The organism is Cryobacterium sp. MP_3.1 (assembly GCF_035984795.1).
GTDB classification, from domain to species: domain Bacteria; phylum Actinomycetota; class Actinomycetes; order Actinomycetales; family Microbacteriaceae; genus Cryobacterium; species Cryobacterium zongtaii.
Genome location: NZ_JAXCHV010000002.1, coordinates 42566 through 69060, shown reverse-complemented (window position 1 = coordinate 69060; position 26495 = coordinate 42566). Strand labels below are relative to the sequence as shown.

Sequence of the window (26495 nt, the reverse complement as noted above, 5' to 3'; positions counted from 1 at the left end):
CGAAGCGGACAAATGGTCCCGGTGCGCCGGGCGCACTTGTCCGCACGGGCAACAGTTACCGCCCGGATGTCGCCCGGATGTCGATTTCGGGCTGGTTCAGTCGTCATGGGGGTGTCAGTATCCGTTACGCGTGAAAGGACAGGTCATGCAATATTCGCTTCTCGTCATCAGCCAGGAGTCCGGGGACGCCGGAATCACCGAAGTGGACATGGAATGGGGCCGGGCGGCGTTCGACGCCTACGGCAAGGCCCTCGACGCGGCGGGCGTGCTCGTGTCCGCCGACATCCTGCAGCCCGTGTCGGCCTCGACGACGGTGTCGCTGCGGGATGGCGCCCTGCAGATTCAGGACGGCCCGTTCGCCGACACCAAGGAACGGCTGAACGGCACCTTCGTGATCGAGGTGCCCGACCTCGACGCCGCCCTCGACTGGGCCGGGAAATGCCCCGCCGCCCAGTACGGGGCGATCGAGGTGCGCCCGTCGGCGATCGTGTTCACCGACGGCGAATGGCACCAGGTAGCGTGACCGCCCTGGCGCGGGCGGAATTGGCCGCCCGCGCCTCCTATGGGCGCCTGCTCGCCGTGCTGGCCGCGCCCACCGGCGACATCGCGGCCGCCGAAGACGCGCTCTCGGACGCCTTCGAGCGCGCGCTCATCACCTGGCCGCGCGATGGTGTTCCCGACAATCCGGAGGGATGGTTGCTCACCGTGGCCCGCAATCGGCTCAGGGACCTGTGGAAATCCGCGGCGGTGCGGCTGCGTGCCCCGCTGGCGGAGGGCGCGCTCGACGGCCCCGCGCGGGACGGCGCCCGATCGACGGGAAACGGGCCCGGGCGCCCGGGGCCGGACGCCTGGGTCGGCAGCGCCGGCACGGTGGGCATTGATGCGCTCGAGTCCCTCGACACCGAGGCGATTCCCGACAAGCGCATCGAGCTGCTCTGCGTCTGCGCGCACCCGGCCATCGACCCGGCCGTGCGCACCCCGCTGATGCTGCACACCGTGCTCGGCCTGACCGCGGCCGACATCGCCTCCGCCTACGCCGTGCCGGAGCAGACCATGGCGCAGCGACTGGTGCGGGCCAAGCGGCGCATCCGCGCCACGCGCATCCCGTTCGTGCTGCCGTCGCTCACCGACCTGCCCCAGCGGTTGCCCGCGGTGCTCGAGGCCGTCTACGGCGCCTACGCGATCGACTGGGCCAGCGCCGAGCCGGATGCCCGCGCGGCGCCGGACTCGTTGGCCGGCGAAGCGCTGTACCTGGCCGAGACCCTCGCCGCGCTGCTGCCCGAGGAGCCGGAGGTGCTCGGCCTGGCCGCCCTGCTGGCCCTTTCGATCGCGCGGCTGCCGGCCCGGATCAGCAGCACCGGTGAGCTCGTCGCCCTCGACGACCAGGACCCGGCCCTGTGGGACACCGCGCTCATCGAGCGCGGGGAGCGCTACCTGCGGCGCGCCCAACCGCTGGGCCGGATCGGCCGGTTCCAGCTGGAAGCGGCGATCCAATCGGCGCACTGCGACCGGGCCCGCTCGGGGGTGACGGACTGGGCGGCGCTGAAGACCCTGCACACCGCACTGGTGCGCCTCTCCCCCACCGCGGGCGCCCGGGTGGCGCTGGCCGCGGTCATCGGCGAGGTGGACGGGCCGCCGGCCGGACTCGACGTGCTCGACGCGGTGGCCGGGGACCGCCCGGACACGGCGTCGTTCCAGCCGTTCTGGGCCACCCGGGCGCACCTCTGCGCCGAGGCCGGGCGGGTGGCGGATGCCCGCGCCGCGTACGACCGGGCCGTGGACCTGGCCGGTGATGAGCGGCTGCGCGCGGCATTGCGGCGTCGGGCGGGGGCCCTGCCGCCCGGGTGAGCCGCAACCCGTCCGCGGGCCGCGCCCAGTTCACGCCCCGGCAGCAACTGTTGCCGAAGCGGGCTTCTGCGCCCGGTGCGCCGGACGCAGAAGTCCGCACGGGCAACAGTTGTCGGGCGGGGCTACTCGCCGACGTGACGGCGGGGGCGGGGTGGCGGGGGCGGCGGCACCTCTTTGGCGGCGACGACCTCGGCGAGCGCCAGCGTCAGGGTGCCGCGCTTGGTCTCCACTGTGCAGTGCGTGGTGTCGCAGGAGCGGAGGTAGCCGAGGGCATCCGTGTAGCCGCCGGCGATGCGGGTGCGCACCACGACCCTGGTGCCGAGCGCGGTGCCGGTGAGGAACTCGACGGGACCCGTCACGGCAGCCGGCTGAACGATTCGACGCGCTCGGTCTGCCCGGCGACCAGGATGATGTCGCCGGCGAGAATCACGGTTTCCATGGTGGCGTAGCTCCAGCCCTGGCCGGCCCGGTGGAAGGCTGTGACGGTGATCCCGTGCACCGTGCGTACCCTGGTCTCGCTCAGGGGTTTGCCGAGGATCTCCTGGGGCGGGGCGGTCTTCACCAGGGCGAAGTCCTCACCGATGTCGATGTAGTCCTGCATCACCCCGCGCACCAGGTGCGCGACGCGCTTGCCCATGTCCTTCTCCGGGGAGATCACGTGTTTGACGCCCAGCTGGCGCAGGATCTCGCCGTGCGGTTCGCTCACCGCCTTGGCCCAGATGTTGGGGATGCCCATCTTGATCAGCAGCGACGCCGTGAGGATGTTCGCCTGGATGTCGCTGCCGATGGCGACCACCACGCTGCTGAACTCCGGCACCGACAGCTGCCGCAGGGTCTCCTCCTTGGTGGAGTCGGCCCGGACCACGTGGGTGAGCAGCCGGTTGTGCGCCTGCACGATCTCCTCGTCGCCGTCGATGCCGAGCACCTCCGTACCGCTGTCCATCAGTTCCAGCGCGAGGGCGCTGCCGAACCGGCCGAGGCCGATGACCACCACGGAGTCCTCCTCGGCCAGGCGAGCGGTCTGCCGCTGGCCGAACAGGGAATACGACGACGACCTGAACTTAGCCAATGATGGGCCTCTCTTTCGGGAGTTCGTACGTTACCGGGTGCTCGCGCAGGGCGAGGGCGGAGGCGAAGGTGATCGGCCCGAGCCGGCCGATGAACATCAGCATGATCAGGATGGCCTGACCGGCCGGCGGCAGATTCGCCGTGATGCCGGTGGACAACCCGACGGTGCCGAACGCCGAGATCGCCTCGAACAGCAGCACGTCGAGGGTGAGGTCGGTGAGCACCATCAGAACGGCCGTCGACGCGACGACCACGAACACGGCCAGGAGCACCACCGAGATGGCCTGCCGGTGCACGGCCCGCGACAGCCGCTTGCCGAACACGTTCACCACCCCGTCGCCACGGATCTCGGCGACGAGGATGAAGTACAGCACCGCGAAGGTGGTGATCTTGATACCACCGGCGGTGCCGGCCGGCCCGCCACCGATGAACATCAGCACATCCATGCCGAGCAGGCTGGCGGAGTCCATCGCCCCGATGTCCACGCTGTTGAACCCGGCGGTGCGGGTCTGAACCGACTGGAAGAAGCCCACCAGGATCTTCGCCGGCCAGTCCATCGGGCCGAGCGTGGCCGGGTTGGACCATTCGACGGCGGTGATGTAGACCGTGCCGGCCACCAGCAGGGTGATGGTGCCGGCGAGCACGATGCGGGTGTTCATGCTCCACAGGAGCGGGGACCGCAGGTGCTTCCGCAGTTGCACGATCACCGGGAAGCCCAGCCCGCCCAGGATCACGGCGGCCGCGATCGGCAGGCAGATGAACGGGTCGACGGCGTAGCTGATCAGGTTGTCGCTGAACAGCGCGAAACCGGCGTTGTTGAACGAGGACACCGAGTGGAACACCCCGAACCAGATCGCCCGGCCGACCGGCTCGCCGTAGCCGAACAGGAACCGCAGGCTGAGCAGCACCGCCACGACACCCTCGACAATCAGCGAGATGGTGACGACACCGAGCACCAGGCCCTTGACGTCCTCGAGGCCCACACTGCGCACCTCGGATGCGGCGGTGACGCGGGAGCGCAACGACAACCGTCGCACCACGGCCAGGCCGATCACCGACGCGAAGGTCATCACGCCGAAACCGCCGATCTGGATCAGGACCAGGATCACGACCTGGCCGAACGGGGTCCAGAAGGTTTCGGTGTCGACCACGGTGAGCCCGGTGACACAGACCGCGGAGGTGGCCGTGAAGATCGCCTCAGCGAACGACGCACCGCCGGGGCCGACCTTGGCGATCGGCAATGAGAGCAGTCCGGTGCCGAGGAGGATGGTGAGGGCGAAACCCGCGGCCACCGCCTGGGCGGGGTGCAGGCGGAATCTCGGCCGGCCGAGGCCCGGCCCCGTCTTCGCCCGCGAGTTCACTGTGTCACTCTACGACCCTTGGGCGAACCCGTGCGCACGAGATTCTTCGCCCTGTCCTCTCGCGCGTACCCCCCCGAACGGTGTCTACTGGGTTGCCGGGGCATGGGGCATACTCTGTAGTACACCGGGGGGAGGGGATACGAGGGTGGGCAAAATCACGGGTACGGCCTTGCGTGTGCAAGTGCTGCGACCCCACGGGCATCTGCTGCGTCAGACGACCCTCTCGATCCTGGCCTTCTTCGCCCCCGTCTTCGCCGTCCTCTACTGGCTCACCATCCCCCTCGGGGAGTGGATGCCGGTCCTCATCGTGCAGCTGTTGGTGATGCTCGGGGCCTCCGTCGGCATCGTCGGTTTTCTGCGCACTTGCGTCTGGGTCGACGACACCGGCATCTCCGAGCGGGGCTTCTTCGGCCAGGTGACAAGTTTTCCGGTGGAGCAGGTCGCCAGTGTCGTGGTTCTCGAGCTGTACCAGAGCGGCGCGATCGACACGCACCCGCAGCTATTCGTGACCGGCGCCGACGGTCAGCTCCTGGTGCGGATGCGCGGCCAGTTCTATTCTCGCGGCGCGATGGACACGGTCGTGGACGAGCTGGGCGCCCCCGTGGTGCGCGTGCCGGACCCGATGACCCTCACCGAGCTCAACCGGCTGCGCCCCGAACTCCTGTACTGGTTCGAACGCCGGATCACCGGCCGGGCACCGCAAGACTTCGACCCCGGCGCCGACCTCGGCCGTTGACGGTTCCTGACCGCCGACTCCCCCGGCGGCCGAACCCTAGCCGCGCGGGTCGCTGGCGTCGGTGGTGAAGACGTAGTCGTTGTCCGCCGTGAGCTCTGGCCGGAGTTCGCGGCCGAGCGCCTCGGCGAAGACCAGCCTGGAGTCCTCCCGGCGTCGGGCGGCGCCGACAGGGTCGTCGGCCCTCAGCTGCTCGAAATCCACGTCGAGCGGCCAGCTGGTCACGGCGGTCCAGTCCCGGACGGGTCCCCCGGCGAGCGCGTGCAGCACCCTCGGGGAGTCCAGACTCCAGCGCACCTCGAACCTGTCGCTGCGGTCGCTGCCCGAGATGACGTCGTCGAGCCGGCCGTAGAAATCGGGTAGGAACCCGGTCACCTCGGCCCCGAGCTTGACCAGGTTGAAGTGCGCGTTGCGGCGGATCAGCGGGTCGAAGGTCCAGCGCATCTCGGTGATGCCCTGCTCCAGGCACAGTGCACGCTGAAAGAGTTTGAGGGCGTAGCCCACGCCGCCGCCCCGGTGCCACGGCACCACCGCGGCCATGTGCGAGTGCAGGTGCACCCCGTCGGTCCAACCCAGGAACCCGAGCGTCGCGCCGACCGGCTTGCCGTGCTGGGTGGCCAGCAGCACCGGGTTTCCCGCGAAGTCGAGCGCGAGCAGCATCGCCCGGTCGGGGCTGCGGCCCACCCCCCAGGTGCGTTCGAAGAGGCCGATGATGCCATCGAGGTCGCGCGGTTCCGCCGTCCGCACCGTCACCGCGGCCGACGCCGCGGCAATGGTGGCCAGCCTGTAGGCCTCGGTCACGCTCTGCTCAGCAACGCTCATTCCACGAGTACACCACAGGACGGCGCCCGAATCGAGGGTTCGGCGACGCGGGCAGCGGGCGGATGCCGAGCTAGTGGCCGCGGCCGGAGACCCGGTCGGCGAGGGTCGCCAGGGGCGAGGTGCTGCGGCGGCGGGTGAGCTCGGCCCGGTCGGCGTGCGTGTAGGCCTGGTACAGGGCGGTCACGGCCAGCCAGCGCAGCGGCTCCGGCTCCCAGTTGCGCACCCGGTGGTTCACCCACGGCAGCGCCGTCAGGGCGCTCTCGCGGCCGAGGATCAGGTCGGTGAGCGTCCTACCGGCCAGGTTGGTGGTCGCCACGCCGGTGCCCACGTAGCCGCCCGCCCAGGCCAGACCGGTCTGCCGGTCCAGGCCCACCGTCGCGGCCCAGTCGCGGGGAACGCCCAGCACGCCGCTCCAGGCATGCTCGATGGCCGCATCCGCGGTGCCGGGGAAGAACCTGTGCAGGATGTGGGTGAGCGCCTCGACGGTGCTCGCCGGGGTCTGGCCGTCGGAGTCGGTCTGAGAGCCGAACCGGTACGGCACCCCACGGCCGCCGATGGCGATGCGGTCATCCACTGTGCGCTGGGCGTACATGTAGGCGTGCGCCATGTCGCCCAGGGTCGCCCGGTCGTCCCAGCCGATGCCGGCCCAGACGGCCGCGGGCAGCGGTTCGGTGACGATCAACGACGAGTTCATCGGCAGCCACGCCCTGTGCAGCCCGGCCAGTCCGGCGGTGAAACCCTCGGTGGCGCGCACGATGAACTCGGCCTGCACGGTGCCGTGTGGGGTGCGGGCGGTGTGCGGGGTGATCTCGCTCACCCGGCTGTCGTCGTAGATCTCCACGCCCAACGCCAGGACGGCGCTGGTGAGCCCGGCGACCAGCTTCGCCGGCTGGATGCGCGCGCAGTGCGGGTGCCACATCGCGCCGGTGCTGCCGGCGACGTTGATGCGCGCCGTGGCGGCCTCGGCGCTCAGCAGCTCGACATCCGTGTGCGGCCAGGCCTGCTCGGCCCGCACCGCGGCCTCGAGCCGCCGCTGCTGCGGCCGGTCGTAGGCGACGGTGAACTCGCCGCCCTTGACGATGTCCGCGTCGATGCCCTCGACCGCGGCGACCCTGCTCACCTCGTCGACGGTGTCGTTCATGGCGGCCTGGAAACCGGCGGCCGCGTCACGGCCGTGGCTCCGCAGGTACTGTTCGCGCCCACCGGTGACCGAGTTGGTCAGCCAGCCGCCGTTCCGGCCGGACGCGCCGTAGCCGGCGAAACGCTGCTCGAGGATCACGATGCGCAACTGCGGGGCGGCCTTCTTGAGGTAGTACGCGGCCCACAGGCCGGTGTACCCGGCGCCGACGATGCACACGTCGGCGCGGGTGGAACCGGGCAGCGGCGGCCGCGGCGCCGGCCGGCCGATCTGGTTCCACCAGAAGGAGACGTCCCCGTTGATCATGCGCGCACCGCTTTCGTCTGCCGGATGGTCCCACTCGATAGGGAGATCATCCCGCATCCGCGCCCGGTAGGCGGTTAGCGCAGTCCCGAGCCCTGGAAGGAGAGTCCGGGCGCCTTCGGCTGCCGGGTCACGTCGAACCGGGCGCCGGCGGCGTTGCTGGGCAGCAGGGTGAAGACCAGCAGGATGATGGCTCCCACGCCCGGGATCAGGCCCAGCAGCGCGAACCAGCCGGAGAAGTTCGCGTCGTGCAACCGGCGCACGAGCACCGCGAGGCCGGGCAGCAGCACGCCGATCGCCACGATCGGGGCCACCAGCATGTAGACGAGCTCGAAGTTGTGCGAGGGGTACCCGTTCCGGTCGATGCCGGTCGGGATCAGCTGCAGCAGCGACAGTGCCCCGAAGAAGACCCAGAGCAGCAGAGCGAACCACCAGTATTCGCTGCGCGGCGCCCGGCCGGTGAAGTCGGCGTACTTACGGAAAACGGAGGCAATCGCCGCGGCGGGTGTCAGCATGGGGTCTCTTTCGTCGGCTCCATCGAGTCGGCGCAGGCCGACAGAGGCCGTGCGCCCCCACCGTCAGGCTACCGGGGCGGCGCGCACATCCGGTCTATTGAAAGAGGAACAGCAGCGACGTGGCGCCGACCGTGATGGCGATCAGGGACAGAATCAGCACCCAGGTGAGCCCCTTGAGCCCGCCGCGCATCTTTCCCATGAAACCGACCGGGCGGCTCTCGTAATCGTCGTCATCCATGGGGAGACTCTAGCGCCGCCGGTCGAGCACGAGCTGTGCCGGCGGCACCGGGCGGGCTACTCCGCCCAGGACGCAGGTTCAGGCCGTTCCATTTGGCCTCCATGTCCAGCTCGATGATGCCCTGCGCCTGGTCGAACGGGATCTCGTACTTCCACCTGCCGCGCCCGGTGCGCACGAAGCGTTCGTCGCCGGGCTTGGTGTCGGTCGCCAGGACGATGCGGCGGCCCTGGTCGATCACGTCGGCGGTGAGGTGCGCACCGTTGAACTCAGCCAGGGTGCCGATGTAGCGGGAGAACGGGGTCGCCCGTCCCACGGACTTGCCGCCTGTGAGCGCCCGGGTGGCCTGCTCCGTGCCGCCGACCGCTTTCTCCAGCCGCATCGTCGCGCGGGCCGGAAACCGGATCAGGTCGACGTACCGGTCGTCGCAGGTGAATGGTGACGCCGGGAAGCCCAGCGCGTGCACGTCGAAGAGCTGCGCGGACGTGGTGGCGAAGGCGGCGTCGGGCACCGTGACCACGAAGTTGTAGACCCGGTCGAAGCCGGCGGTGAGGTAGGCGTTGCTGGTCTGCGGGGTGATGGCTTTTTGCAGAGACGTCAGGCGGGTCCTTTCGGAGACTGGGCGAGGGTCAGGAGATCGGCCGGCTCGGGGTCCACGGCGGCGTGGCGGTGCCGGTGTTCGTCACTGCGTCGAAACGCGCGCCGGCCGGCTGGCTGGGCAGCAGGGCAAAGATCAGGACGACCAGGGTGCCGGCGTACGGGATGCAGGCAAGAAAGTAGAGCCACCCGGAGAAATCGGCATCGTGCAGGCGGCGCACGTAGACGGTGATGTTGGGGATGGTGAGGCCAAGGGCCAGAAGCAGGACGACGCCGATGGAAAGACCTATCGACACCGGCATCTCGCCGCGCTCGGGTGTGCCGATGCCCGCGCCCAGAGCGCCGAGCAGCAGCACGACCCCGACGAGCACGGTCTGGAACAGTGCGAACCACCAGAATTCGCTGCGCGGGGCCCGTCCGGCCAGGGTGGCGTAGTTGCGGAAAACAGACTTGATAGCCGCTTGCGGAGTCAGCACAGTGTTCTTAAATCCCCCATTTATGGGCCATCGGGAGGACGACCGCAGGCGTTCACCCTAGCAGCGACCCCGAATCGGTGACCGGAGCGCCGAGCATCGAAAGCCAGGGACAGCAGGCCTAAGAATGTTATCCACAATGCGAGATTTTCTCACACACGTATGCGATATCGGGATACTCTCACTGCATGTCCACCATCGAAGAAGTTTTCTCCCCCGGGGCCGTGCCCGTGGCGGCTGAGCGGTCGGATACTGAGCCACTGCTGGCCGCGGTGGAGGCGGTGGCCGGTCTGGGCGTCTGCAGCGCCGATTATGACTCCCTCAGCGATACCGAGCTTCTCGCCGGTCAGCGTGCTCTCGCCCGGTTGCGCGGCCTGGTCGAGACCAGATCGGTATGGATGGCGAAGACCCTCTCCCACCGCTCCAGGCCCGAGCTGGGCCAGAAGGGGTTGGCGGCGCGGCAGGGGTTCACCTCGCCGGACGAGCTGATCCAGACCATGACCGGGTCGACGCGCAGAGACGCTCTCAAGCTGGTCGACGTGGGTCGAATGCTCGCCGACACCGAGGCTGCTCAGGCGCATCAGGCGGAAGAGGAAGCGGAGGTGGCGCTCCGGCTGTTCGACGTGGCCGGCGGCGGGCCGGACGGCTCGGACGCACCACCTGAGACGGCCGGGTCGGGCGGCCTCTTCGACGGCCAGGCCTTCGTGGAGCATTCCGCGGCACTGCCCTGGCATTGGCCGATCTCCTCGGCCGTGAACGCCGGGACCCTCTCGGTGACCGCCGCGCACGCCATTCGCACCGGCCTGGGCGATGTTGATGCCGTCGTCACCGGGGCGGTGCTCACCGACGCCGTGAAGACCCTTCTGGGTGAGGCGACGCGGATGAACGTGGACCAGCTGCTTCGGCGGTCTCGTCGGATGCGCGACACCCTCGATGAAGCCGGCATAGCCAAGCGGGAGAAGAAGGCCTGGGACGACCGGTACCTGCGGGTGTGGACCACCGACGCCGGTCAGGTGCACGTGCACGGGTTGTTCCCGCCGGAACAAGGCGAGTTCATCCTCTCCGTCTACGACAGCCTGACCGGCCCGCGGCGCGGTGGAGTCCGCTTCGTCGACCCGGACCGGGCCGCATGGGCTCAGGCCGTTCAGGACGACCCGCGCAGCACCGGGCAGATGGCCGCGGACACCTTCATCGACCTGCTCAAGGCCGGCAGCGAGGTGAACCCGAACCGGATCCTCGGCGGTCGCCTCCCCGCGGTGCGTGTGCTGGTCACCGCGCCCACCCAGCGCCCGGTCGGGCACCCTGACCGTGCCGGAACTCTCACTCCCGAGGGGACCACGGTGCTCATCCCGGTCCCGGATGGCACCGGGCACGGCTTTCTCGAGGGCAATCTGGCGCCGGTGTCCCAGGAGACCATCGACCGGCTGATCTGCACGTTCGGCACTGTCGAGGTGTCCCTCGACACCGACGGCCAACCACTGAACCTCGGCCGGGAAGAGCGGATATTCAGTCAGGCTCAACGCCTCGCCCTGGCCACCCGAGATGGCGGCTGCCGGTGGGGAGACTGCGACAGACCGCCCTCCCGCACCGAAGCCCACCACCTGGAGGAATGGGTGCGCGACCATGGGGCGACCGATATTCGGTCAGGCATCCTGCTCTGCGGGCCGCACCACCGGCTGCTGCACAACCAGGGCTGGCAGATCTTCGAGAACCGGGGCCGCTACTGGCTACGGCCCCCGGCATCCGTCGACCCCGGCCAAACCCTCATCGAACTCCGCAGCAAAAGCGCAGCCGCCGACGAGCAGCACGCACCGCACGGGTTCTCGACTCGCTCAACCAACGAAGACGGACGCGGCTGACGGAGGCGGGTCAGCGGGGGGCGGGGGTGCGCTGGTCCAGGCCCCAGGGCTGGCCGTAGCCGGCGGGTTCGGGAGCGGCCATCAGGTCGAGGTAGGGCTGGGCGTCGAAGGCCTCCGGGCCGAGCACCCCGGTGCCGGTCCATACCCCGGTCGCGAGCAGCTCCAGGGCGATCGCGGGGTTCAGCGCGGTCTGCCAGACCACGCACTGGGCGTCGTATTCCGCCATCGTCCACTCGTTGTCGCTCACGTGATAGAGGTAGACCTCCCGCGGCGCACCATCCAGGCCCAGGCCGGTCACCCAGACGCCGGCGCAGGTCTTGCCGGTCATCCGCGGGCCGATCGTGGCCGGGTCGGGCAGGCTCGCCGCGACCACGTCACGCGGCGCCACCGACGCCTGCCCGTCCGCGGTGCGCACTCGCACCGGCGCGACGCTGTCGAGGCCGAGCAGGTGCAGGGTGCGCAGCACCCCGATGAACTCCTCGCCGAGGCCGTACTTGAAGGTGACCCGCTTCGCATCCAGCCAGCGCGGCATGAGCAGCACCTCTTCGTGCTCCACGTTCACGCACTCCACCGGGCCGATGCCCTCCGGGAAGTCGAACACCTCGGGCTCGCTGAACGGCGGCGTCGTGAACCAGCCGCGGTCCTTCTCGAAGATCACCGGCGGGTTCAGGCACTCCTCGATGGTGGTCCAGATGCTGAACGACGGCGCGAAGATCTCGTTTCCGGCTTCGTCGCGCACGACCAGGTTGGCGCCATCCCGGGTGCCGAGCTCGTCGATCTCGCTGAACAGGTGATCGGACGCGTACCGGGCGAAGACGTCGCTCAGGCCGGGCTCCACGCCCATGCCCACCAGCGCGAGCCGGCCGCTGGTCTCCCAATCACTCGCCTGTTCGAACTGGTCGTCGCCGAGCTTGATGCCGGTCTGCGCGTGCGGGTCGGTCGGATGCGGCTCGCTCAGGCTCATCGCCATGTCGAGGTAGTCGGCGCCGGCGGCCAGCGCACCCGTGAAGATGCTCTGCACGAACTTCGGTTCCACGGCGTTCATCACGTGGGTGACCCCGTGCTCGCGTGCCACCCGGGTCACCACCTCGGGGTCGGATGCGTCGATCTGCGCCGCCGTGAACCGGGCGGCGGTCTCCCCGCCGTGGCGGGCGGCGATCGACGCGATCGTGCGCTCCGCCCGGCCCAGGTCGTAGTCGCTCACCACGACGTGCTCGTAGAAGGAACGGCGGGCAATGATCTTTGCGAAGGCGTCACCGACGCCACCCGCCCCAACGAGAAGGATCTTCATTCCCCGAAGCTAGCGTGCGGCGGCCGGGATGTCAGCCCTCCGGCCCACATCCGTCTGCCAGCCGGATGCTCCGCGCCGCTACCAGAAGATGGAGTCGACGGGCAGACCACGTCGATCGGCGGGCTGCGCCGTGTAGACGAAGGGTGTCGTCTCGTTCACGTCGACCGAGGTGCCGTTGAGGTACACGAGTGCCCCGCTGTCATCGCCACCCTCGACGGCGTAGGTCTGGCCCTGCCAGGTGGTGGTCGCGGTCACCTGCCGGAGGTCGGACACCTCGCTTTCGTCAACGGTCACCCGCCAATCCCAGGCACGCCCATAGCGGGAGTACGGAAGCAGGACAAAATCGGCGGTGACGGTCTGGCCCCGACCTTTCTTGACGACGATCTCGCTCCCCGGGGCCGGCACCGGGTCCTCGCCGGGCCCGGATGGCCCTGCGGGGCGTGCGACCAGCGCATAGCGCCCCCGCACCAGGCCCACACAGTTGGCCACGACACCGGCACCGAGCGGACGCTCGGTGGAGGTCCACGACCGCAGGCTCAGCTGCTCGAACGGAACGACGGCCGACCAGCCGCTGTGGATGTTCTCGGCACGCGCGATCTCTGGAGCATCGAACGGCGGCAACCCGCCCTTCGGCGCGAAGATCACCGCCCGTCCGTTCCGGATGGTCGCCACCTGCACCGTGAGATCCCGCCAGATGGCCGTCCACTCCACGTGGCGCACCACCGAAACCAGGCGACGGTCCACCAGCTTCGTGAAGGCCCCGTAACCATCCGGTGCCCAGCCGTCGCCGGCCGGCTCGCCCGCACCCAGCCAGATCAGTTGCAGCTGCGGTACCCCGGCCAGGCTCACGGTGCCGCAGGTGTCGGCCAGGCCGACCTCCAGCCCGTCGACCTGCGCCAGCACGCCGGGCCGCGGGGTGGTCTCGTCGATGGTGTCGAAGGTCGACGTGCGGGTCAGCCAGAACCGGCTCAGCCAGCCGAAGTCCACCCGGCCGAACACCCCGTTCACCTGCGGGTCGTCGTGGCGCCCGTAGACCCCGTGTGGCGGGAGATCACCGAAAATCTTGATCTGGCCCTGGGAACTCACCCCATCCACCCGCACGCGCACGGTCTGGAAGGTCGCGAACCCGCCGACCTCGACTCGGCCACCCGGGACTGCCCGGGCCCGCAGGACGTACAGCCCGGCGGGATTGACCAGGGAGTCATCATCGGGGTCGGGCAGCCCGGTGCCGCCCGATACGGTCATCTCCGGTTCCCGGCCGGTGAGTCCCGGAGGATCACCGGTTGGACTCTGGTGCCTTCGCGGGTGCGGCCGCCCGCCGCCTGGCTATGGTGTTCTCGCCGTCGAGCTTGGCCGCCAGCGGCGCCCACAGGACCACGGCCACGCCGGCGCCGAGCAGAAGCCCGCCGATGGTGTCGGTGAGCCAGTGCGCGCCGAGGTAGGTGCGGCTGACCATCATGGCGACCGTGTACACGGCGCCGGCGATCCACACCCACAGCCACGGGAAGATGATCCCGAGCGCCACGGCCATGGTGGCGGCGTTGGCAACATGCCCGGAGGGGAAAGAGCCGAAGTCCGACGTGATCAGCATGTCTTCGGGGCGGGCCCGGCCGAAGAGGGTCTTCAGCAGCTGCACCAGGCCGGCGCTGACCACGGTGGCGATCACGAAGTAGAGTGCCGCCCAGGGCCGCCGGAGCACGAGCAGGGTCACCACGATCAGCAGGGGGATCACGATCACCCCGGCGATGCCGGCGCCGAGGAAGTTCATCACCAGCGCCGGGACCTCCCAGACCGGGGAGCGGTGCTCGAGGATCTCCTCCATCCACTCCGCGTCGGCCTCGATCGGGCGGCCGTTGCCGCGGGTGAGGATCAGGGCGCCGAGCAGGAACGCAAGCACGACGGCGACGGCGCCGCTGATCAACGGCCACCGCCTCGCGACCCGGCGGGCGGGCGCATCCGCCGCGGCGTCGGGCCCGGTGCGCTCGGGTGGAGTGGGCTCAGTCTCTGGCGTTCGGGATGGGTCCATCACCCCATGGTAGATCGGCTCCGATGGGAGCAGGGCCCGACCGGTGTGGTGAGACCCGGTTTCAGGCCCGGATGAGAGGATCGCGGCCCGTGCCGGCGCGCTCGAAGCACACGCCGCGTCGCTCGCCGACGAATTGCGGTGCGACCAGGCGCCACATGCCGCGGGGTTCCCCGACGGCTCCCGACCGGGTCAGTGGGTCAGCGCCGACACCGTTCGCGGGCGCACGATGAACCAGAGGCTGAGGATGGAGATGATCGCGCAGACACCCATCACCGAGGCCATCGGTACGGCGGTGCCGACCCCGAGCAGGCCCACGACCGGGGAGATCAGCCCGGCGATGCCGAAGTTGGCGGCGCCGAGCACGGACGCGGCGGTGCCGGCCTCGCTGCCGTGCGAGTTGAGGGCGATGACCTGCACGGTGGGGAAGGTGAACCCGCAACCGGCGATGAAGAACCACAGCGGGATGAGGGTGCCCCACAGGCCCGCGCCCAGCAGGTCGAGGGTGAGAATCGCTGCCGACGTGATCACGAGTACCGCGGTGGCGCCGATCAGGATGTTCTGCGGCCCCACGTTGTAGCGGTGCATCAGGCGCGAGCTGGTCTGTACGCCCACGACGATGCCGAGGGAGTTGACGGCGAAGAGCACCCCGTACTGCTGGGCGCTGAACTCGTAGACCTGCTGGAACAGGAACGGTGAGGAGGAGAGGTAGGAGAACAGACCGGTGAAGGTCATCGCGCCGATGATCGCGACGCCCACGAAGGTGCGGTCGCTGAGCACGGCCCGGTAGCGCTGGCCCAGGCTCGAGTGGCCCGGCACGGTGCGACGATCCTGCGGCAGGGTCTCCACGATCCAGATCGCGACGGCCACCATCACCACGATGCCGTAACCGGCGAGTACCCAGAAGATGCCGCGCCACGGCATCACGAGCAGCAGCTGCGAGCCGACGACGGGGGCGATCACCGGCGCCAGACCGCTGACCAGGGCCAGGCGGGAAAGCATTTTGACCAGCGGCTTGCCGCCGAACAGGTCGCGCACCATGGCCATGGCCACGACCGCGCCGGCCGCGGCGCCGAAGCCCTGCAGCACTCTGAAGATGCCCAGCGTCACGATCTCGGTCGAGAGTGCCGCACCGACACAGGCGAGCACGTGGAAGCCCGTGGCCAGCAGCAGCGGCAACCGGCGGCCGACCTTGTCGCTCCACGGGCCCACGATCAGCTGGCCGAAGCCGAAACCGATCATGGTGCCGGTCAGGGTGAGCTGGATGGCGGCCGCCGAGACCCCGAGTTCGCTTTCGAGGGTGGGGAACGCGGGCAGGTACAGGTCGATGGTGAACGGGCCGAGGGCCGTGAGCGCGCCGAGGATGATGATGTAGACGATGCGCTGCCCGCGGGAAAGCGCGTCACCCGGGTGCCGGGCGGTGGAGGCGAGCTGCGCCTCGGAGATCACGGGGATGACGGCAGTAGTCACGTAAAAGAGTCCTCGGTCGGGTCGTGCAGGTAGGAGAGCGGGCGATCGCCCTGTTGCAAAAAGCGTACGCCGGTCGGTTCTATTCCCCCTCAGTGGCATACCGGCAAAGATTGCGCGGATCCGGCCTTTTCTGCACGTTCCCGGGCGCCGGGTGCGCCTGAATCCGCCCGGCCTGGTGAACCCTGGTCCGTCCCGGGTCAGATTGGGAAGGGGGGGGCAGGGTCAGGGAGACTCGGCGGGCGCGCCGGCGGGCGCTGTGGCCGGGAGTCCGGCCGGGTCGTCGAGCAGGCCCTCGAAGGCCAGCTCCGCGGCGCCGATCATCAACAGGTTGGACCCGAGCTCCGCGGCGCTGAGCCGCACGGTGCCGAAGGCGGCGTCGAGCGAGTGCTTGGCCACGGCGGAGCGCAACCTGTCGGCATCCACCGCCAGCAGCGCGGCAAGGAACCCGCCGAGCACCACCACCTGTGGGTTGAGGATGTTGATCGCCCCGGCCAGCGCCACCGCGAGGTGGTCGATCTGACGGTTGACCTCGGCGCGCACCTCCGGTGACGTGGATGCCCGCAGCGCCTGTTCGAGCTCGTCGGCATCCGCTCCGGCCAGTCCGAGCACCTCGAGCAGCTCGCGCCGGGTGACCTCGGCCTCCAGAGTGCCGCGGATACCGGCGGAGTCGACCCGTTCACTGTCGCTGACCCTGGTGTGCCCGAACTCGCCCGCGTAACCGGCGATGCCGCCGGCCGGCGCACCCCCGACGATCATGCCGCCGCCGATGCCGCTCGCACCGCCGTTGAGGTAGATGAGGTCGGTGATGCCCTTGCCGGCGCCGAAGAACCGCTCGGCCATGGCGCCCAGGCTGGCGTCGTTGGCGGCGAGCACCGGGTAGCCGGTCGCGGCCTCGAGCATCTCGGCGAGGGGTTCGTCGATCCAGCCCAGGTGTGGCGCGTGCCGCACGAGTCCGTCGTGGGCGCGCACCAGGCCGGGCACGGCCACGCCGATTCCCACGACCTTGAACCTGGCCTCGAGTTCGCCGCGCATGCCGTCGATCACGGCGGCGGCGATGTTGACGGCCTCGAGCACGCTCGGGGACTGGTCGGTGGGGTAACGCACCCGGCGGTGCACCTGACCGTCGAGGCCGACGATGCCGATGGTGACGGCGTCGATCTCCGGGTTCACGGCGAGCGCCACGACCTGCTCGCTGACACTGACGATGGGACTGGGCCGGCCGACCTGATTGGTGGAGCTCGGTTCGCGCTCGACGACCAGCCCCCGATCGACCAACTCGGCGACGAGGGCGGCGATGGTGGACCGGTTCAGTCCGGTGACCCTGGTCAGCTGGGACCGCGACGCCGCACCGCTGCGGTGCACGAGTCGCAACACCACAGACAGGTTGTGTCTGCGCACGTCGTCATGGCTGCTGCCCTGCACGGTTCCTCCGTCTGGCTGACGCCCGATTCTGCGAGCGTGAGTCACTCTGGCCCCCAGAATACCCGGCATCTCCCCCGACCCGGCGTGATACGTTGCAGAACGCCACAAATCGACCCAGACAAGGAAGTCCATGGAATTCCCCAGCATGAGAATCGCCCTCACCGGCGGCAGCGGCAAGCTCGGCAGGACCGTGCTCGCCCGGCTCCGCGCCGAGGGCCATCACGTGATCAACTTCGACCTGGCCGGCAACCGCGGAGCCGGCTTCGTGCGCATCGACCTCACCGACTTCGGACAGGTGGTCGACGCCTTCGCCGGTGTCAACGACCAGGTGGACGGCTTCGACGCCGTGGTGCACCTGGGCGCAATCCCGGCGCCGGGCCTGGCGCCCGACGTGGCCACCTTCCACAACAACATGCTCTCCAGCTACAACGTGTTCCAGGCCGCCCGCCGCAACGGCATCAAGCGCATCGTTTACGCGTCGAGCGAGACGGTGCTCGGGCTGCCGTTCGACGTCGACCCGCCCTACATCCCGGTCGACGAGGAGTACCCGGCCCGGCCGGAGAGCACCTACTCGCTGGTGAAGCACCTCGAGGAGCAGATGGCCATCGAGTTGGTGCGCTGGGACCCCGAGCTCTCGATCACGGCGCTGCGGTTCTCCAACGTGATGGATCCGGAGGACTATGCCAGGTTCGACGACTTCCAGACGGATGCGACGCTGCGCAAGTGGAACCTCTGGGGTTACATCGACGGCCGCGACGGTGCCCAAGCCGTGCTCAAGGCGCTGCAGACCGCCCCGCCCGGCTTCGAACGCTTCATCATCGCCGCCGCCGACACCGTGATGCGCCGGCCGAGCGCCGAACTCGCCGCCGAGGTCTTCCCGAACGTGCAGCTCACTCGCCTGGTCAACGGGACCGACACCCTGCTCGCCATCGACAAGGCTCGCCGCCTGCTCGGCTACTCCCCCGAACACTCCTGGCAAGACCCCCGCTGACCCCTCGCGGATCTTTAGGGGAGGGTGCGGGTGGCGACCAGCTCCGCGTACCAGTGGGCGCTGTCCTTGGGCGTGCGCACCAGCGTGTCGTAGTCCACGTGCACGATGCCGAACCGCTTGGAGTAGCCGTAGCCCCACTCGAAGTTGTCCATCAACGACCACACCTGGTAACCCCGCAGATCGACGCCGCGGGCCAGTGCCCGGTGCGCGGCGGTGAAGTGCCGGCGCAGGTAGTCGGTGCGGTCCACGTCGTGCACGCGGGGTCCGTCCTCCGTCTGCACGACGGTGTCGGCGAACGCCGCACCGTTCTCGGTGACCATCAGCGGCTGCGCCGGGAACTCCTCGTGCAGTGCCACGAGCAGCTCCTCGAGACCGGCCGGTTCGATGTTCCAGCCCATCTCGGTGTACGGGCCGGGCTGGGCGAGGAACTCGACCCTGTCGGCGCCGGGCCACGGCGAGGCACCGACATCCTTGTGCCCGTCGGCGTTCTGGCGCGGTGCCGCCCCGTCCCACAGCCGAACCAGGGTGGTGGAGTAGTAGTTGACGCCGAGCACGTCCAGCGGCTGGTGGATGATCTCGGTATCGCCGGGCAGGATGAACGCCCAGTCGGTGATGTCCTTGGTGTCTTCGAAGACATCCGCTGGGTAGGTGCCGGTGAGCAGCGGGCCCAGGAACACCCGGTTGGCGAGGGCGTCGATCTGCCGCACGGCTTCCGGCCCGGTCTCGCCCTCGCCACGCAGCACGTGCAGGTTGAGGGTGATCGAGAAGTCGGGGTCGTTGGTCACCAGGGGCTTGAGCGCCAGGATCGCCAGGCCGTGCGCCAGGTTGAGGTGGTGCACGGCGCTGAGCGCCTCGGCGCCGTCGGTGCGGCCGGGCGCGTGCGAGCCGGAACCGTAGCCCAGGTAGGCGGAGCACCACGGTTCGTTCAGGGTGGTCCAGGTGTCCACCCGGTCGCCGAAAGCCGCGCCCAGGATCGCCGCGTAGTCGGCGAACGCGTACGCCGTGGCCCGGTTGGTCCAGCCGCCCTCGTCCTCGAGGGCCTGCGGCAGGTCCCAGTGGTACATGGTGACGATCGGGCGGATGCCGCGCTGGAGCAGACCGTCGATCAGGCGCCCGTAGAAGTCGAGCCCCTTCTGGTTGGCCGGGCCGCGGCCGGTGGGCTGGATGCGCGACCAGGCGATGGAGAACCTGTAGGCCTGCAGGCCCAGCGTCACCATCAGGTCGAGGTCCTCCTCGAGCCGGTGGTAGTGGTCGGCCGCCACGTCGCCGGTGTCTTCGTTCCAGATCTTGCCCGGAGTGTGGCTGAAGGTGTCCCAGATCGAGGGGCCGCGGCCGTCTTCGTCGAAGGCGCCCTCGATCTGGTAGCTCGCGGTGGCGGAACCAAAGATGAACGATTCGGGGAAGACGAGTCCGGCATCCCGGTAGTCGGCGTTGCCGGCGGACACGGCCTGCGTGGAGGTGCTGGTCATCGGAGAAGTGCCTTTCGGTCAGTAGCGACAACGGTAGTGCCGCCGGCCAGGCGAGCGCGAAAAGGCGCCGCCGAATCGCTGGTGACAACGGTGTGGTCGCCATCGGTTGTGACGGTCACGGTGAGGTGGGTGCCGTCCAGAGGGTTGCTGATGTCGACGGACCGGTCGGCGCCGCCGCCGGGGTACACGGTGACGAGGGGCTCGTCGGTGTAGTCATAGTCGGGCCGGTCGTCGCGGGACCCGGTGACCAGTACCGCTCCCCCGCGCACCCACAGCGGGATGCTGTCGAACGCATGGGTCTCCCGGCGCCAGACGGGTCCGGTGACGACCTCATCGGTCAGATAATTTGTCCAGGTGCCCGCGGGCAGGTAGTACGACACGTCGCCGGCCTCGCTGAACACGGGTGCCACCAGCAGGTCGCTGCCGAGCAGGTACTGCCGGTCGAGGTAGTCCACGGCGGGGTCGCCGGGAAACTCAAGCTGCATCGGGCGCATGAACGGCGCCCCGCTGGCGTGTGCCTCCAGGCCCACCTGATAGAGGTAAGGCATCAGTGCGAGCTTGAGCTTGGTGAACACCCTGGTGACGTCGACGGCGCTCTGGCCGGGCTCCTCCCGGCCGTCGTCGAAGAGCCACGGCACCCGGTAGCTGGTCGACCCGTGCAGCCTGGAGTGGCTGGAGAACAGGCCGAAGGCCAGCCAGCGCTTGAACACAGCCGGGTCCGGCATGCCCTCGAAGCCGCCGATGTCGTGACTCCAGTAGCCGAAGCCACTGAACGCCAGCGAGAGCCCACCGCGCAGGGTCTCGGCCATCGACTCGAAGCTGGAGGAGTTGTCTCCGCCCCAGTGCACCGGCTGCATCTGGCCGCCGACCGTCGCGGAGCGGGCGAACAGCACGGCATCGCCCTCGCCGCGGTGCTCCTGGAGCACCTCGAAGACGGCCTTGTTGTAGAGCTGGGTGTACAGGTTGTGCATCACCTCGGGCGACGAGCCGTCGTGCCACACGACATCCGTGGGGATGCGCTCGCCGAAGTCGGTCTTGATGGCGTCGACACCCTGCGCGAAAAGCCCGCGCAGCTTGTCCTGGAACCAGGTGACGGCGGCGGGGTTGGTGAAGTCCACCAGTGCCATGCCGGCCTGCCAGAGGTCCCACTGCCAGACGTCACCGTTGGCCTTTTTCACCAGGTAGCCGGCGGCGGCGGCCTCGGCGAAGATGCCGGCCCGCTGGGCGATGTAGGGGTTGATCCAGGCGCTCACGTGCAGGTTCTTCTCGTGCAGCCTGGCGAGCATGCCCTCGGGGTCCGGGAACACCCGCGGGTCCCACTCGAAGTCGGTCCAGTTGAATTCGCGCATCCAGAAGCAGTCGAAGTGGAAGACGGAGAGCGGCAGGTCGCGCTCTGCCATGCCGTCGATGAAGCTGTTCACGGTGGCCTCGTCGTACTGGGTGGTGAACGAGGTCGACAGCCACAGGCCGTACGACCAGGCCGGCACCCGCGCTGGGCGGCCGGTGAGGCGGGTGTAACGCTCGAGGATGTCCTTGGGGGTGGGTCCGTAGATCACCAGGTATTCGATGGCCGGGCCGGCGACGGAGAACTGCACCCGTTCGACGGCCTCGGTGCCGACCTCGAAGGAGACGTGCTCGGGGTGGTTGACCAGTACGCCGTAGCCGCGGTTGGTGAGGTAGAACGGCACGTTCTTGTAGGACTGTTCGCTGGAGGTGCCGCCGTCGGCGTTCCAGATGTCGATGGTCTGGCCGTTCTTGATCAGCGGGCCGAAGCGTTCGCCCAGGCCGTAGACCAGTTCGCCCACGCCGAGGGAGAGCTGTGCGTGCGTGTAGCTGGGCGCCGGTGCGAGCCCGGTGGTGGTGACGCCGGAGACCCCGGCCGGTTCGGCGGCGATGGGGGCGCCTGGGGCGAGCTGCATGTGCCCGATCGACTTGTGGCCGCTCTCGGTGAGGGTGCGTCCGTCGGCCTCGAAGCTGAGGTTGAACGGAGCGCCCGGGGCGATGCGTGCGGTGAGCGGGCCGGCCGTGAGGGTGCCGCCGGTGACGTCGATCACAATATCGCCGGCATCCGGCTCGGCGCCGACGAGGTCGAAGCCGGGACCGGTCGACGCGCCGGTGTGCTGTTCGACGCGCACCTTGACGATGCCCTCGAGGGGCGACGACAGCGTGACGGTGAGCAGGGCGCGGTTGAGCACATCTCCGCGTCGTTCGATCACCTTCGTCGGCGCGGTCACCCGCAGCGAGCTGCCGGCCTGTTCGATGTCGTACGCCTCCTGCGCGTACAGCGCGGTGACGCCGGGACGGGTGTGCCAGAAACCATCGGTGAATTTCATAACTACTTGACTGCTCCTGCGGTGATGCCCCTGGTGAGGGTGCGTTGGAAGATGAGGAAGAAGATCAGGGTGGGCAGCAGGCCCAGCAGTGCCGAGGCGCTCGTGGTGGTGACATCCATCAGCCGGTCGCCTTGCAGCACGGCGATCGACACCGGCACGGTCTGGCTGGCATTGCTGACCAGGAAGGTCAACGGGATGAGGAACTCGTTCCATGTCCAGATGAAGAAGAAGATCACCAGCACGCTCAAGGTGGGCTTCGTGATCGGGTAGACGACGCGGTAGAGGATCGTCCAGCGGCTGGCGCCGTCGAGCGAAGCCGCCTCGAGGATCTCCTTGGGGAAGGTGCCCAGGACGCTGGCGAGCAGGTAGGTACCGAATGCGCTCTGGATGACCACGAAGATGATGATCACGGCCCACTGGTTGTCGTACAGGCCCACCGACTTGAACATGAAGTAGAGCGGGTAGAGCAGCACCTCCTGCGGCAGCATGTTGGCCAGCAGGATCAGCAACACGATCCAGGTGCGGCCGCGCACCCGGCCGATCCCCAGAGCGAACGCGTTCAGCAGCGATATGGCCACCGCCAGGATCGCGACGACGCTGGAGATGAAAAAGCTGTTCCACAGCTTCTCCGGGAAGTTCACCCGCTCCCAGAAGTTGATCATGCCGTCGAAGTACAGGTCGGTGGGCAGGGTGAGCGGGCCGGCCTGGTTGTAGTCGGCCGGGGATTTGAACGAGTTGATCAGGATGAGGAAGAACGGCACGGCGATGAGCAGGCCGATCAGCACGGCGACGAGCAGGATCATCCAGTCGCCGAAGGTCTTGCGGGTGGTGCTGCTGCGCCGCTTCCTGGGCTGCCGGGCCGGCGGGCCCACGACGGGGGCCTGTGCGGCCTCGTCGATGATGGTGGAGGTCATTAGCGTTCCTCTTCCTTGCGCTCGAGTCGCGTCTGGGCGAGCAAGAAGACGACCGAAACGGCGGCGATGACGATGGTGAGTGCGGTGGCGATGGTGGCGCCGTAGCCCACCTGCTGGGACTGGAAGAACTCGCTGTACGCGTAGTACGCGGGCACGATGGTCGAGGTACCGGGGCCACCACCGGTGAGGGTGTAGATCGGGCCGAAGACCTTGAGGGCCGCGATGGTGCAGGTGAGGGTGACCACGAAGATCTCGGGGCGGATGATGCTCACCGTGATCGCTTGGAAGCGCTGAATCCAGTTGGCGCCGTCGAGTTCGGCCGCCTCGTAGAGCTCAGGATCGACCCGCTGCAGGGCTGCCATGAAGATCACGATCGGGTAGCCGAGCTGCACCCAGATCATGATGACCATGATGCTGGGCAAGGCCGTGTCGGGGTCGCCGAGCCAGTTTTGGGCCAAGCCGCCGAGGCCGATGCCGTCGAGCACCTGATTGAGGGCGCCGTTCTGCGGGCGCAGGATCCAGCCAATCACGATCGCGGCGACGACACCGGGAAGGATCTGCGGCAGGTAATAGGTAGCGCGCAGGAAGCTGGCGATCTTGCCGCCGAACTTCTTGCCGATCAGGTCGAAGAGCATGGCGGCGAGAACCAGGCCGAGCAGGGTGGGAACGACGACCATCGCCACGATCATTGCGATGGAGTTGCTGAACGAGGTCCAGAACGTGGTGTCGCCGGCCAGCTTCACCCAGTTCTCCAGGCCCACCCACTCCGGGGGCTTGATGCCGCGGTAGTCGGTGAAGGTCAGGTAGATGTTCCAGACCAGGGGAACCACGATGATCAGCGTGAGCAGGGCGAGGCCAGGAATGAGGTAAATCCAGAATGTCTTGGGATTGCTTCCCGGGATGAGGCTCTGCCGCACCGGCTTGTTGCCTGCGGGAGCATCAACGGGGGCATCGGCTACGGATGCTGTCGTCATGCGATTTCCTTCTCTGCGAGTGGTGGCCGGGGGCCGTCACGGCCCCCGGCCGGGTACTGCGAGGGTGGTGCGGTGGCGGATTTAGCCGACGATGTCTTCTACGCCGGACTGGTACTGGCCGCCGAGCTGCTCGTTGACGTCAGCAGGCGACTTCGTGCCGTTGATGAGTTCCTGCAGGCCGGCGTTCAGCTCGTCATAGAACGTCGCGGTGGGCCAGTCCGGGTAGAACGCGATGCCGTCCCTTTCGGTCAGGGTATTGAAGTTGCCAATCAGTTCCTGGCTCTTCTCATCCGTGATGTCTTCGGTGTTCGCGGCGACGGGAATGCCACCGTTGTTACCGATCAGTGCCTGGATCTCCGGGCGCATCGTGATGTCGATGAACTCGGTCGCGAGGTCCTTGTTCTTGGCCTTCTCCGGGATGACCCACATGTTGCCGGCGGAACCGGGCGCCATTTCGGCTTCGGGGAAGAGGAAGGTGCCCCACTCGAAGCCGGTGGCCTCGGTGGTGAAGCGGTTGTGCCACCAGGAACCCGAGTAGAAGATCGGGTAGGTGCCGTTGATGAACGCGGTGCCGGCATCCTCTGCCTTGAAGCCGCTGGCGTCGGTGGAGATGTAGCCGGCGTCTGTCCAGTCCTTGATGGTCTCGGTGGCGTAGCTCACCTCGGGGCCGGACCAGTCCACCTCACCCGTGTAGAGCTGGTAGTCGTCAACGAAGCCGCGATCGGCCTGGGTGAGTGCGAGCTGGTACCAAAGCTGGCCCAGCGGATATTCTGCAGCGGACTCGGCCAACGGGGTAATGCCCTGGTCAACAAAGGCAGCCATGACGGCTTCGAGCTCGGCGACGGTGGTCGGCACCTCGAGGCCGGCTGCGGCAAACATGTCCTTGTTGTAGTAGACCTCCACGAACTCGCCGTAGTTGGGCACTCCGTAGAACGCGCCGGAGCCCATGATGCCGTCTTCGTCGTAGCGCGCCGTGGTCTGCAGCGACGGGGCTAGCGCATCGTCCCAGCCGAACTCGGCGTAGGCGTCATCGAGGTCGGTAAGCAGGCCCTGGCTGGCCAGGAGGCCGGCGGTGGCGTTTCCCTTGTTGTACTCGAGGATGTCGGGGGCTTCGTCGGAGTTGAGCACCTGGCTGGCCGTCGAGCGGATCTGCTCGAAGCTCTTCTCCTCGAACTCCACGGTGGCGCCGGTCTCTTCTTCGAAGACCTTGATGGCTTCCTCCCAGGCGATGCCCATCGCGCTGGTGTCGCTCTCAAAGTGCCAGAGCTTGAGGGTGTTGCTCTCGGCTTCGCTGGCTCCGGCGGAGCAGCCGGAGAGCAGGAGGGCGCTGACGCCGAGCACGGCAATGCCGGCGAGGCTTCTCTTGGTTTTCTTCACTGTTCTACTTCCTTGTAGTGATGCGTCGGATGCTGCATGGTGCCGTGGGTACAGACTGTCGAAACGTTTCGACAGTGGCGCTGCCGAAATCCTTTCCGTTGAGCTAGAGGCGGGTGAGGGGGGCTGTCGAACCGAGTTCGACATACGTCGGTTCGATGAACTCGACGTGCGGCTCGGCGTCGCCGTCGAACTGGGCCATCGTGAGCTCGATTGCTCGAGTGCAGGACTGGTCAGCCGGCAGGGGGATGACGTCGAGAGGCGGGGTGAGATGGTCGGTGGAGAAGCTGGAGCAGGCCGAGACCACGGAGAGGTCGGTCGGCACTCTGATACCGCGCTGGCTGAGCAACTCGAGCACCATTGACTGCACGGGCTCGTTGCTGTGCATGACCAGCCCGGTCATGCCCGGCAGCGCGTCCGTCAGGCTGTCGAAGGCGGACCGCACGCCGGCGGATTCTTCCGCCGCCGGGGTGAAGGCCGCCGTGACGCCCAGTCGGGCGGCCTCGGCCAGGAAGGCATCGCGAAAACGCGGCGGAAAGTTCGAGCCGCGCTGGTAGACCGCGGGAGCCTGACCGACCAGGCCGATCACACGGTGACCGAGGTCGACCAGACGCTGCACGGCCATCACGGCCGCGCGCTCGAAGTCGAGGTCGACGCAGGTGAGCCCGTCGGTGTCCTTGGGGATGCCGATCACCGTGGCAGGCAGGCCCAGCTCGCGTACCAGGTCGGTGCGCGGGTCGGCGGTGGAGACATCCAGCAACACGATGCCGTCCACGAGAGAGCTGCGCACCACCCGGCGGAGGCCGCTTGTTGCCTCGTCCTGGGTGAGGAGCAATACGTCGTAGTCGTAGAGCCTGGCGGCCGTGACCACGGAGAGCACGAAGGTCATGTGGGCCGGGGCGTGGGTACCGGCGTGCAGCGGGGCGCTGAGCGCGAGGATGTTGGTACGAGCGCCCTTGAGCATCCGCGCGCCGGCGTTGGCCCGGTAATCGAGCTGAAGAACGGCCTGGTCGATACGCTGTTTGGTGGATGCCGCGATCGAGCGCTTGCCGCTGAGGGCATACGAGACCGTGCTGATCGACACTCCGGCGACGCGTGCCACGTCGTGAATGTTGGCCACCTGGACTCCATCGTCGGTCGGATCGTGCGGTGTCGGTTGCCGTTCTGCAACCGAGGAGCGGCCGATTCATCTAAACGTTTCGACTGCCTCGCAAGGGAGCCTACGACAGACATCCTCAGTTACGCAAGCAGTTTGTGGTGATTGACGACAAATGCCAGATCA

Annotated in this window: 25 protein-coding genes; 5 read left to right on the top strand and 20 right to left on the bottom strand. The window is 68.5% G+C overall.

Annotated features, from left to right (window positions below; all coding sequences use genetic code 11):
- Positions 1-145: 145 nt before the first annotated feature.
- Entirely contained in the window at positions 146-523 is a 378-nt protein-coding gene (locus RCH12_RS01945; RefSeq protein ID WP_327015880.1) for a YciI family protein, read from the top strand.
- Positions 505-1848, top strand: a complete 1344-nt coding sequence (locus RCH12_RS01940; protein ID WP_327015879.1) for an RNA polymerase sigma factor — start codon at positions 505-507, stop codon at positions 1846-1848. Before RCH12_RS01945 ends, RCH12_RS01940 begins: the two co-directional genes overlap by 19 nt.
- 122 nt (positions 1849-1970) lie before the next feature.
- Here the strand turns inward: RCH12_RS01940 and RCH12_RS01935 are convergent, their stop codons facing one another.
- Genes RCH12_RS01935 through RCH12_RS01925 form a run of 3 tightly spaced genes read right to left on the bottom strand, consistent with a single transcriptional unit; the run spans position 1971 to position 4277 of the window.
- On the bottom strand, positions 1971-2207 hold the full coding sequence (locus RCH12_RS01935) for a putative acetyltransferase (protein ID WP_088455122.1): 237 nt from the start codon (positions 2205-2207) through the stop codon (positions 1971-1973).
- Positions 2204-2917 carry a potassium channel family protein gene (locus RCH12_RS01930; RefSeq protein ID WP_240632356.1) on the bottom strand — a complete coding sequence of 238 codons (714 nt, stop codon included), beginning with the start codon at positions 2915-2917 and terminating at the stop codon, positions 2204-2206. Before RCH12_RS01930 ends, RCH12_RS01935 begins: the two co-directional genes overlap by 4 nt.
- On the bottom strand, positions 2910-4277 hold the full coding sequence (locus RCH12_RS01925; protein ID WP_207795576.1) for a TrkH family potassium uptake protein: 1368 nt from the start codon (positions 4275-4277) through the stop codon (positions 2910-2912). The genes RCH12_RS01930 and RCH12_RS01925 overlap by 8 nt, the downstream gene beginning before the upstream one ends.
- 181 nt (positions 4278-4458) lie before the next feature.
- On the opposite strand from RCH12_RS01925, the gene RCH12_RS01920 reads away from it, so the two are divergent.
- On the top strand, positions 4459-5013 hold the full coding sequence (locus RCH12_RS01920; RefSeq protein ID WP_327015878.1) for a hypothetical protein: 555 nt from the start codon (positions 4459-4461) through the stop codon (positions 5011-5013).
- Positions 5014-5049: 36 nt separating this feature from the next.
- Here the strand turns inward: RCH12_RS01920 and RCH12_RS01915 are convergent, their stop codons facing one another.
- From RCH12_RS01915 to RCH12_RS01890, 6 genes are all read right to left on the bottom strand, one after another.
- Positions 5050-5832, bottom strand: coding sequence for a GNAT family N-acetyltransferase (locus tag RCH12_RS01915; RefSeq protein WP_327015877.1), 783 nt, complete (start codon positions 5830-5832; stop codon positions 5050-5052).
- Between the two features lie 70 nt (positions 5833-5902).
- Positions 5903-7276: an NAD(P)/FAD-dependent oxidoreductase gene (locus RCH12_RS01910; RefSeq protein ID WP_327015876.1), complete on the bottom strand. Its 1374-nt coding sequence runs from the start codon at positions 7274-7276 to the stop codon at positions 5903-5905.
- Between the two features lie 74 nt (positions 7277-7350).
- Positions 7351-7788 (bottom strand): DUF805 domain-containing protein, encoded by a 438-nt coding sequence (locus tag RCH12_RS01905; protein ID WP_103432757.1) that lies wholly within the window; start codon positions 7786-7788, stop codon positions 7351-7353.
- A gap of 94 nt (positions 7789-7882) precedes the next feature.
- A complete protein-coding gene (locus RCH12_RS01900) occupies positions 7883-8026 on the bottom strand; it encodes a hypothetical protein (RefSeq protein ID WP_165787989.1) in 144 nt (47 codons plus the stop codon).
- Positions 8019-8543 (bottom strand): hypothetical protein, encoded by a 525-nt coding sequence (locus RCH12_RS01895; protein WP_327015875.1) that lies wholly within the window; start codon positions 8541-8543, stop codon positions 8019-8021. Before RCH12_RS01895 ends, RCH12_RS01900 begins: the two co-directional genes overlap by 8 nt.
- A 109-nt stretch (positions 8544-8652) precedes the next feature.
- Complete coding sequence (locus tag RCH12_RS01890) at positions 8653-9096, bottom strand: DUF805 domain-containing protein (protein WP_327015874.1); 444 nt, start codon at positions 9094-9096, stop codon at positions 8653-8655.
- Positions 9097-9281: 185 nt separating this feature from the next.
- Here RCH12_RS01890 and RCH12_RS01885 point away from each other — a divergent pair, with 185 nt between their 5' ends.
- Entirely contained in the window at positions 9282-10952 is a 1671-nt protein-coding gene (locus RCH12_RS01885) for an HNH endonuclease signature motif containing protein (protein WP_327015873.1), read from the top strand.
- Positions 10953-10962: 10 nt separating this feature from the next.
- On the opposite strand, the gene RCH12_RS01880 is transcribed toward RCH12_RS01885, so the two are convergent.
- The 5 genes from RCH12_RS01880 to RCH12_RS01860 form a co-directional block, all read right to left on the bottom strand.
- Positions 10963-12243 carry a saccharopine dehydrogenase family protein gene (locus RCH12_RS01880; protein ID WP_327015872.1) on the bottom strand — a complete coding sequence of 427 codons (1281 nt, stop codon included), beginning with the start codon at positions 12241-12243 and terminating at the stop codon, positions 10963-10965.
- 78 nt (positions 12244-12321) lie between these two features.
- Complete coding sequence (locus tag RCH12_RS01875; RefSeq protein ID WP_327015871.1) at positions 12322-13488, bottom strand: hypothetical protein; 1167 nt, start codon at positions 13486-13488, stop codon at positions 12322-12324.
- A gap of 31 nt (positions 13489-13519) precedes the next feature.
- Positions 13520-14269, bottom strand: a complete 750-nt coding sequence (locus RCH12_RS01870; protein WP_327015870.1) for a phosphatase PAP2 family protein — start codon at positions 14267-14269, stop codon at positions 13520-13522.
- Between the two features lie 189 nt (positions 14270-14458).
- On the bottom strand, positions 14459-15736 hold the full coding sequence (locus tag RCH12_RS01865) for a multidrug effflux MFS transporter (RefSeq protein WP_241980258.1): 1278 nt from the start codon (positions 15734-15736) through the stop codon (positions 14459-14461).
- A 222-nt stretch (positions 15737-15958) separates the two neighbouring features.
- Positions 15959-17158: an ROK family transcriptional regulator gene (locus tag RCH12_RS01860; protein ID WP_241983722.1), complete on the bottom strand. Its 1200-nt coding sequence runs from the start codon at positions 17156-17158 to the stop codon at positions 15959-15961.
- A gap of 145 nt (positions 17159-17303) precedes the next feature.
- Between RCH12_RS01860 and RCH12_RS01855 the strand changes: the two genes are divergently transcribed.
- Positions 17304-18149 (top strand): NAD-dependent epimerase/dehydratase family protein, encoded by an 846-nt coding sequence (locus RCH12_RS01855; protein ID WP_327016007.1) that lies wholly within the window; start codon positions 17304-17306, stop codon positions 18147-18149.
- Between the two features lie 14 nt (positions 18150-18163).
- Here the strand turns inward: RCH12_RS01855 and RCH12_RS01850 are convergent, their stop codons facing one another.
- The 6 genes from RCH12_RS01850 to RCH12_RS01825 form a co-directional block, all read right to left on the bottom strand.
- Complete coding sequence (locus tag RCH12_RS01850) at positions 18164-19618, bottom strand: GH1 family beta-glucosidase (RefSeq protein ID WP_327015869.1); 1455 nt, start codon at positions 19616-19618, stop codon at positions 18164-18166.
- Entirely contained in the window at positions 19615-21951 is a 2337-nt protein-coding gene (gene yicI, locus RCH12_RS01845; RefSeq protein WP_327015868.1) for an alpha-xylosidase, read from the bottom strand. The genes RCH12_RS01850 and yicI overlap by 4 nt, the downstream gene beginning before the upstream one ends.
- A gap of 2 nt (positions 21952-21953) precedes the next feature.
- Positions 21954-22865: a carbohydrate ABC transporter permease gene (locus RCH12_RS01840; protein ID WP_207795577.1), complete on the bottom strand. Its 912-nt coding sequence runs from the start codon at positions 22863-22865 to the stop codon at positions 21954-21956.
- On the bottom strand, positions 22865-23839 hold the full coding sequence (locus RCH12_RS01835; RefSeq protein WP_103432771.1) for a carbohydrate ABC transporter permease: 975 nt from the start codon (positions 23837-23839) through the stop codon (positions 22865-22867). Before RCH12_RS01835 ends, RCH12_RS01840 begins: the two co-directional genes overlap by 1 nt.
- 81 nt (positions 23840-23920) lie before the next feature.
- The gene (locus RCH12_RS01830) at positions 23921-25216 is read right to left on the bottom strand and encodes an ABC transporter substrate-binding protein (RefSeq protein ID WP_240632353.1); all 1296 of its coding nucleotides are present in this window, start codon (positions 25214-25216) and stop codon (positions 23921-23923) included.
- Between the two features lie 103 nt (positions 25217-25319).
- On the bottom strand, positions 25320-26333 hold the full coding sequence (locus RCH12_RS01825) for a LacI family DNA-binding transcriptional regulator (RefSeq protein WP_088455106.1): 1014 nt from the start codon (positions 26331-26333) through the stop codon (positions 25320-25322).
- Positions 26334-26495 lie beyond the last annotated feature (162 nt).

What these genes read in the sequence shown, in the direction of transcription:
- RCH12_RS01875 (WP_327015871.1), bottom strand. Translation starts at nt 13,488, where the DNA reads ATGACCGTATCGGGCGGCACCGGGCTGCCCGACCCCGATGATGACTCC.
- yicI (WP_327015868.1), bottom strand. Translation starts at nt 21,951, where the DNA reads ATGAAATTCACCGATGGTTTCTGGCACACCCGTCCCGGCGTCACCGCG.
- RCH12_RS01870 (WP_327015870.1), bottom strand. Translation starts at nt 14,269, where the DNA reads ATGGACCCATCCCGAACGCCAGAGACTGAGCCCACTCCACCCGAGCGC.
- RCH12_RS01855 (WP_327016007.1), top strand. Translation starts at nt 17,304, where the DNA reads ATGAGAATCGCCCTCACCGGCGGCAGCGGCAAGCTCGGCAGGACCGTG.
- RCH12_RS01940 (WP_327015879.1), top strand. Translation starts at nt 505, where the DNA reads ATGGCACCAGGTAGCGTGACCGCCCTGGCGCGGGCGGAATTGGCCGCC.
- RCH12_RS01880 (WP_327015872.1), bottom strand. Translation starts at nt 12,243, where the DNA reads ATGAAGATCCTTCTCGTTGGGGCGGGTGGCGTCGGTGACGCCTTCGCA.
- RCH12_RS01915 (WP_327015877.1), bottom strand. Translation starts at nt 5,832, where the DNA reads ATGAGCGTTGCTGAGCAGAGCGTGACCGAGGCCTACAGGCTGGCCACC.
- RCH12_RS01945 (WP_327015880.1), top strand. Translation starts at nt 146, where the DNA reads ATGCAATATTCGCTTCTCGTCATCAGCCAGGAGTCCGGGGACGCCGGA.
- RCH12_RS01840 (WP_207795577.1), bottom strand. Translation starts at nt 22,865, where the DNA reads ATGACCTCCACCATCATCGACGAGGCCGCACAGGCCCCCGTCGTGGGC.
- RCH12_RS01835 (WP_103432771.1), bottom strand. Translation starts at nt 23,839, where the DNA reads ATGACGACAGCATCCGTAGCCGATGCCCCCGTTGATGCTCCCGCAGGC.
- RCH12_RS01910 (WP_327015876.1), bottom strand. Translation starts at nt 7,276, where the DNA reads ATGATCAACGGGGACGTCTCCTTCTGGTGGAACCAGATCGGCCGGCCG.
- RCH12_RS01885 (WP_327015873.1), top strand. Translation starts at nt 9,282, where the DNA reads ATGTCCACCATCGAAGAAGTTTTCTCCCCCGGGGCCGTGCCCGTGGCG.
- RCH12_RS01900 (WP_165787989.1), bottom strand. Translation starts at nt 8,026, where the DNA reads ATGGATGACGACGATTACGAGAGCCGCCCGGTCGGTTTCATGGGAAAG.
- RCH12_RS01850 (WP_327015869.1), bottom strand. Translation starts at nt 19,618, where the DNA reads ATGACCAGCACCTCCACGCAGGCCGTGTCCGCCGGCAACGCCGACTAC.
- RCH12_RS01905 (WP_103432757.1), bottom strand. Translation starts at nt 7,788, where the DNA reads ATGCTGACACCCGCCGCGGCGATTGCCTCCGTTTTCCGTAAGTACGCC.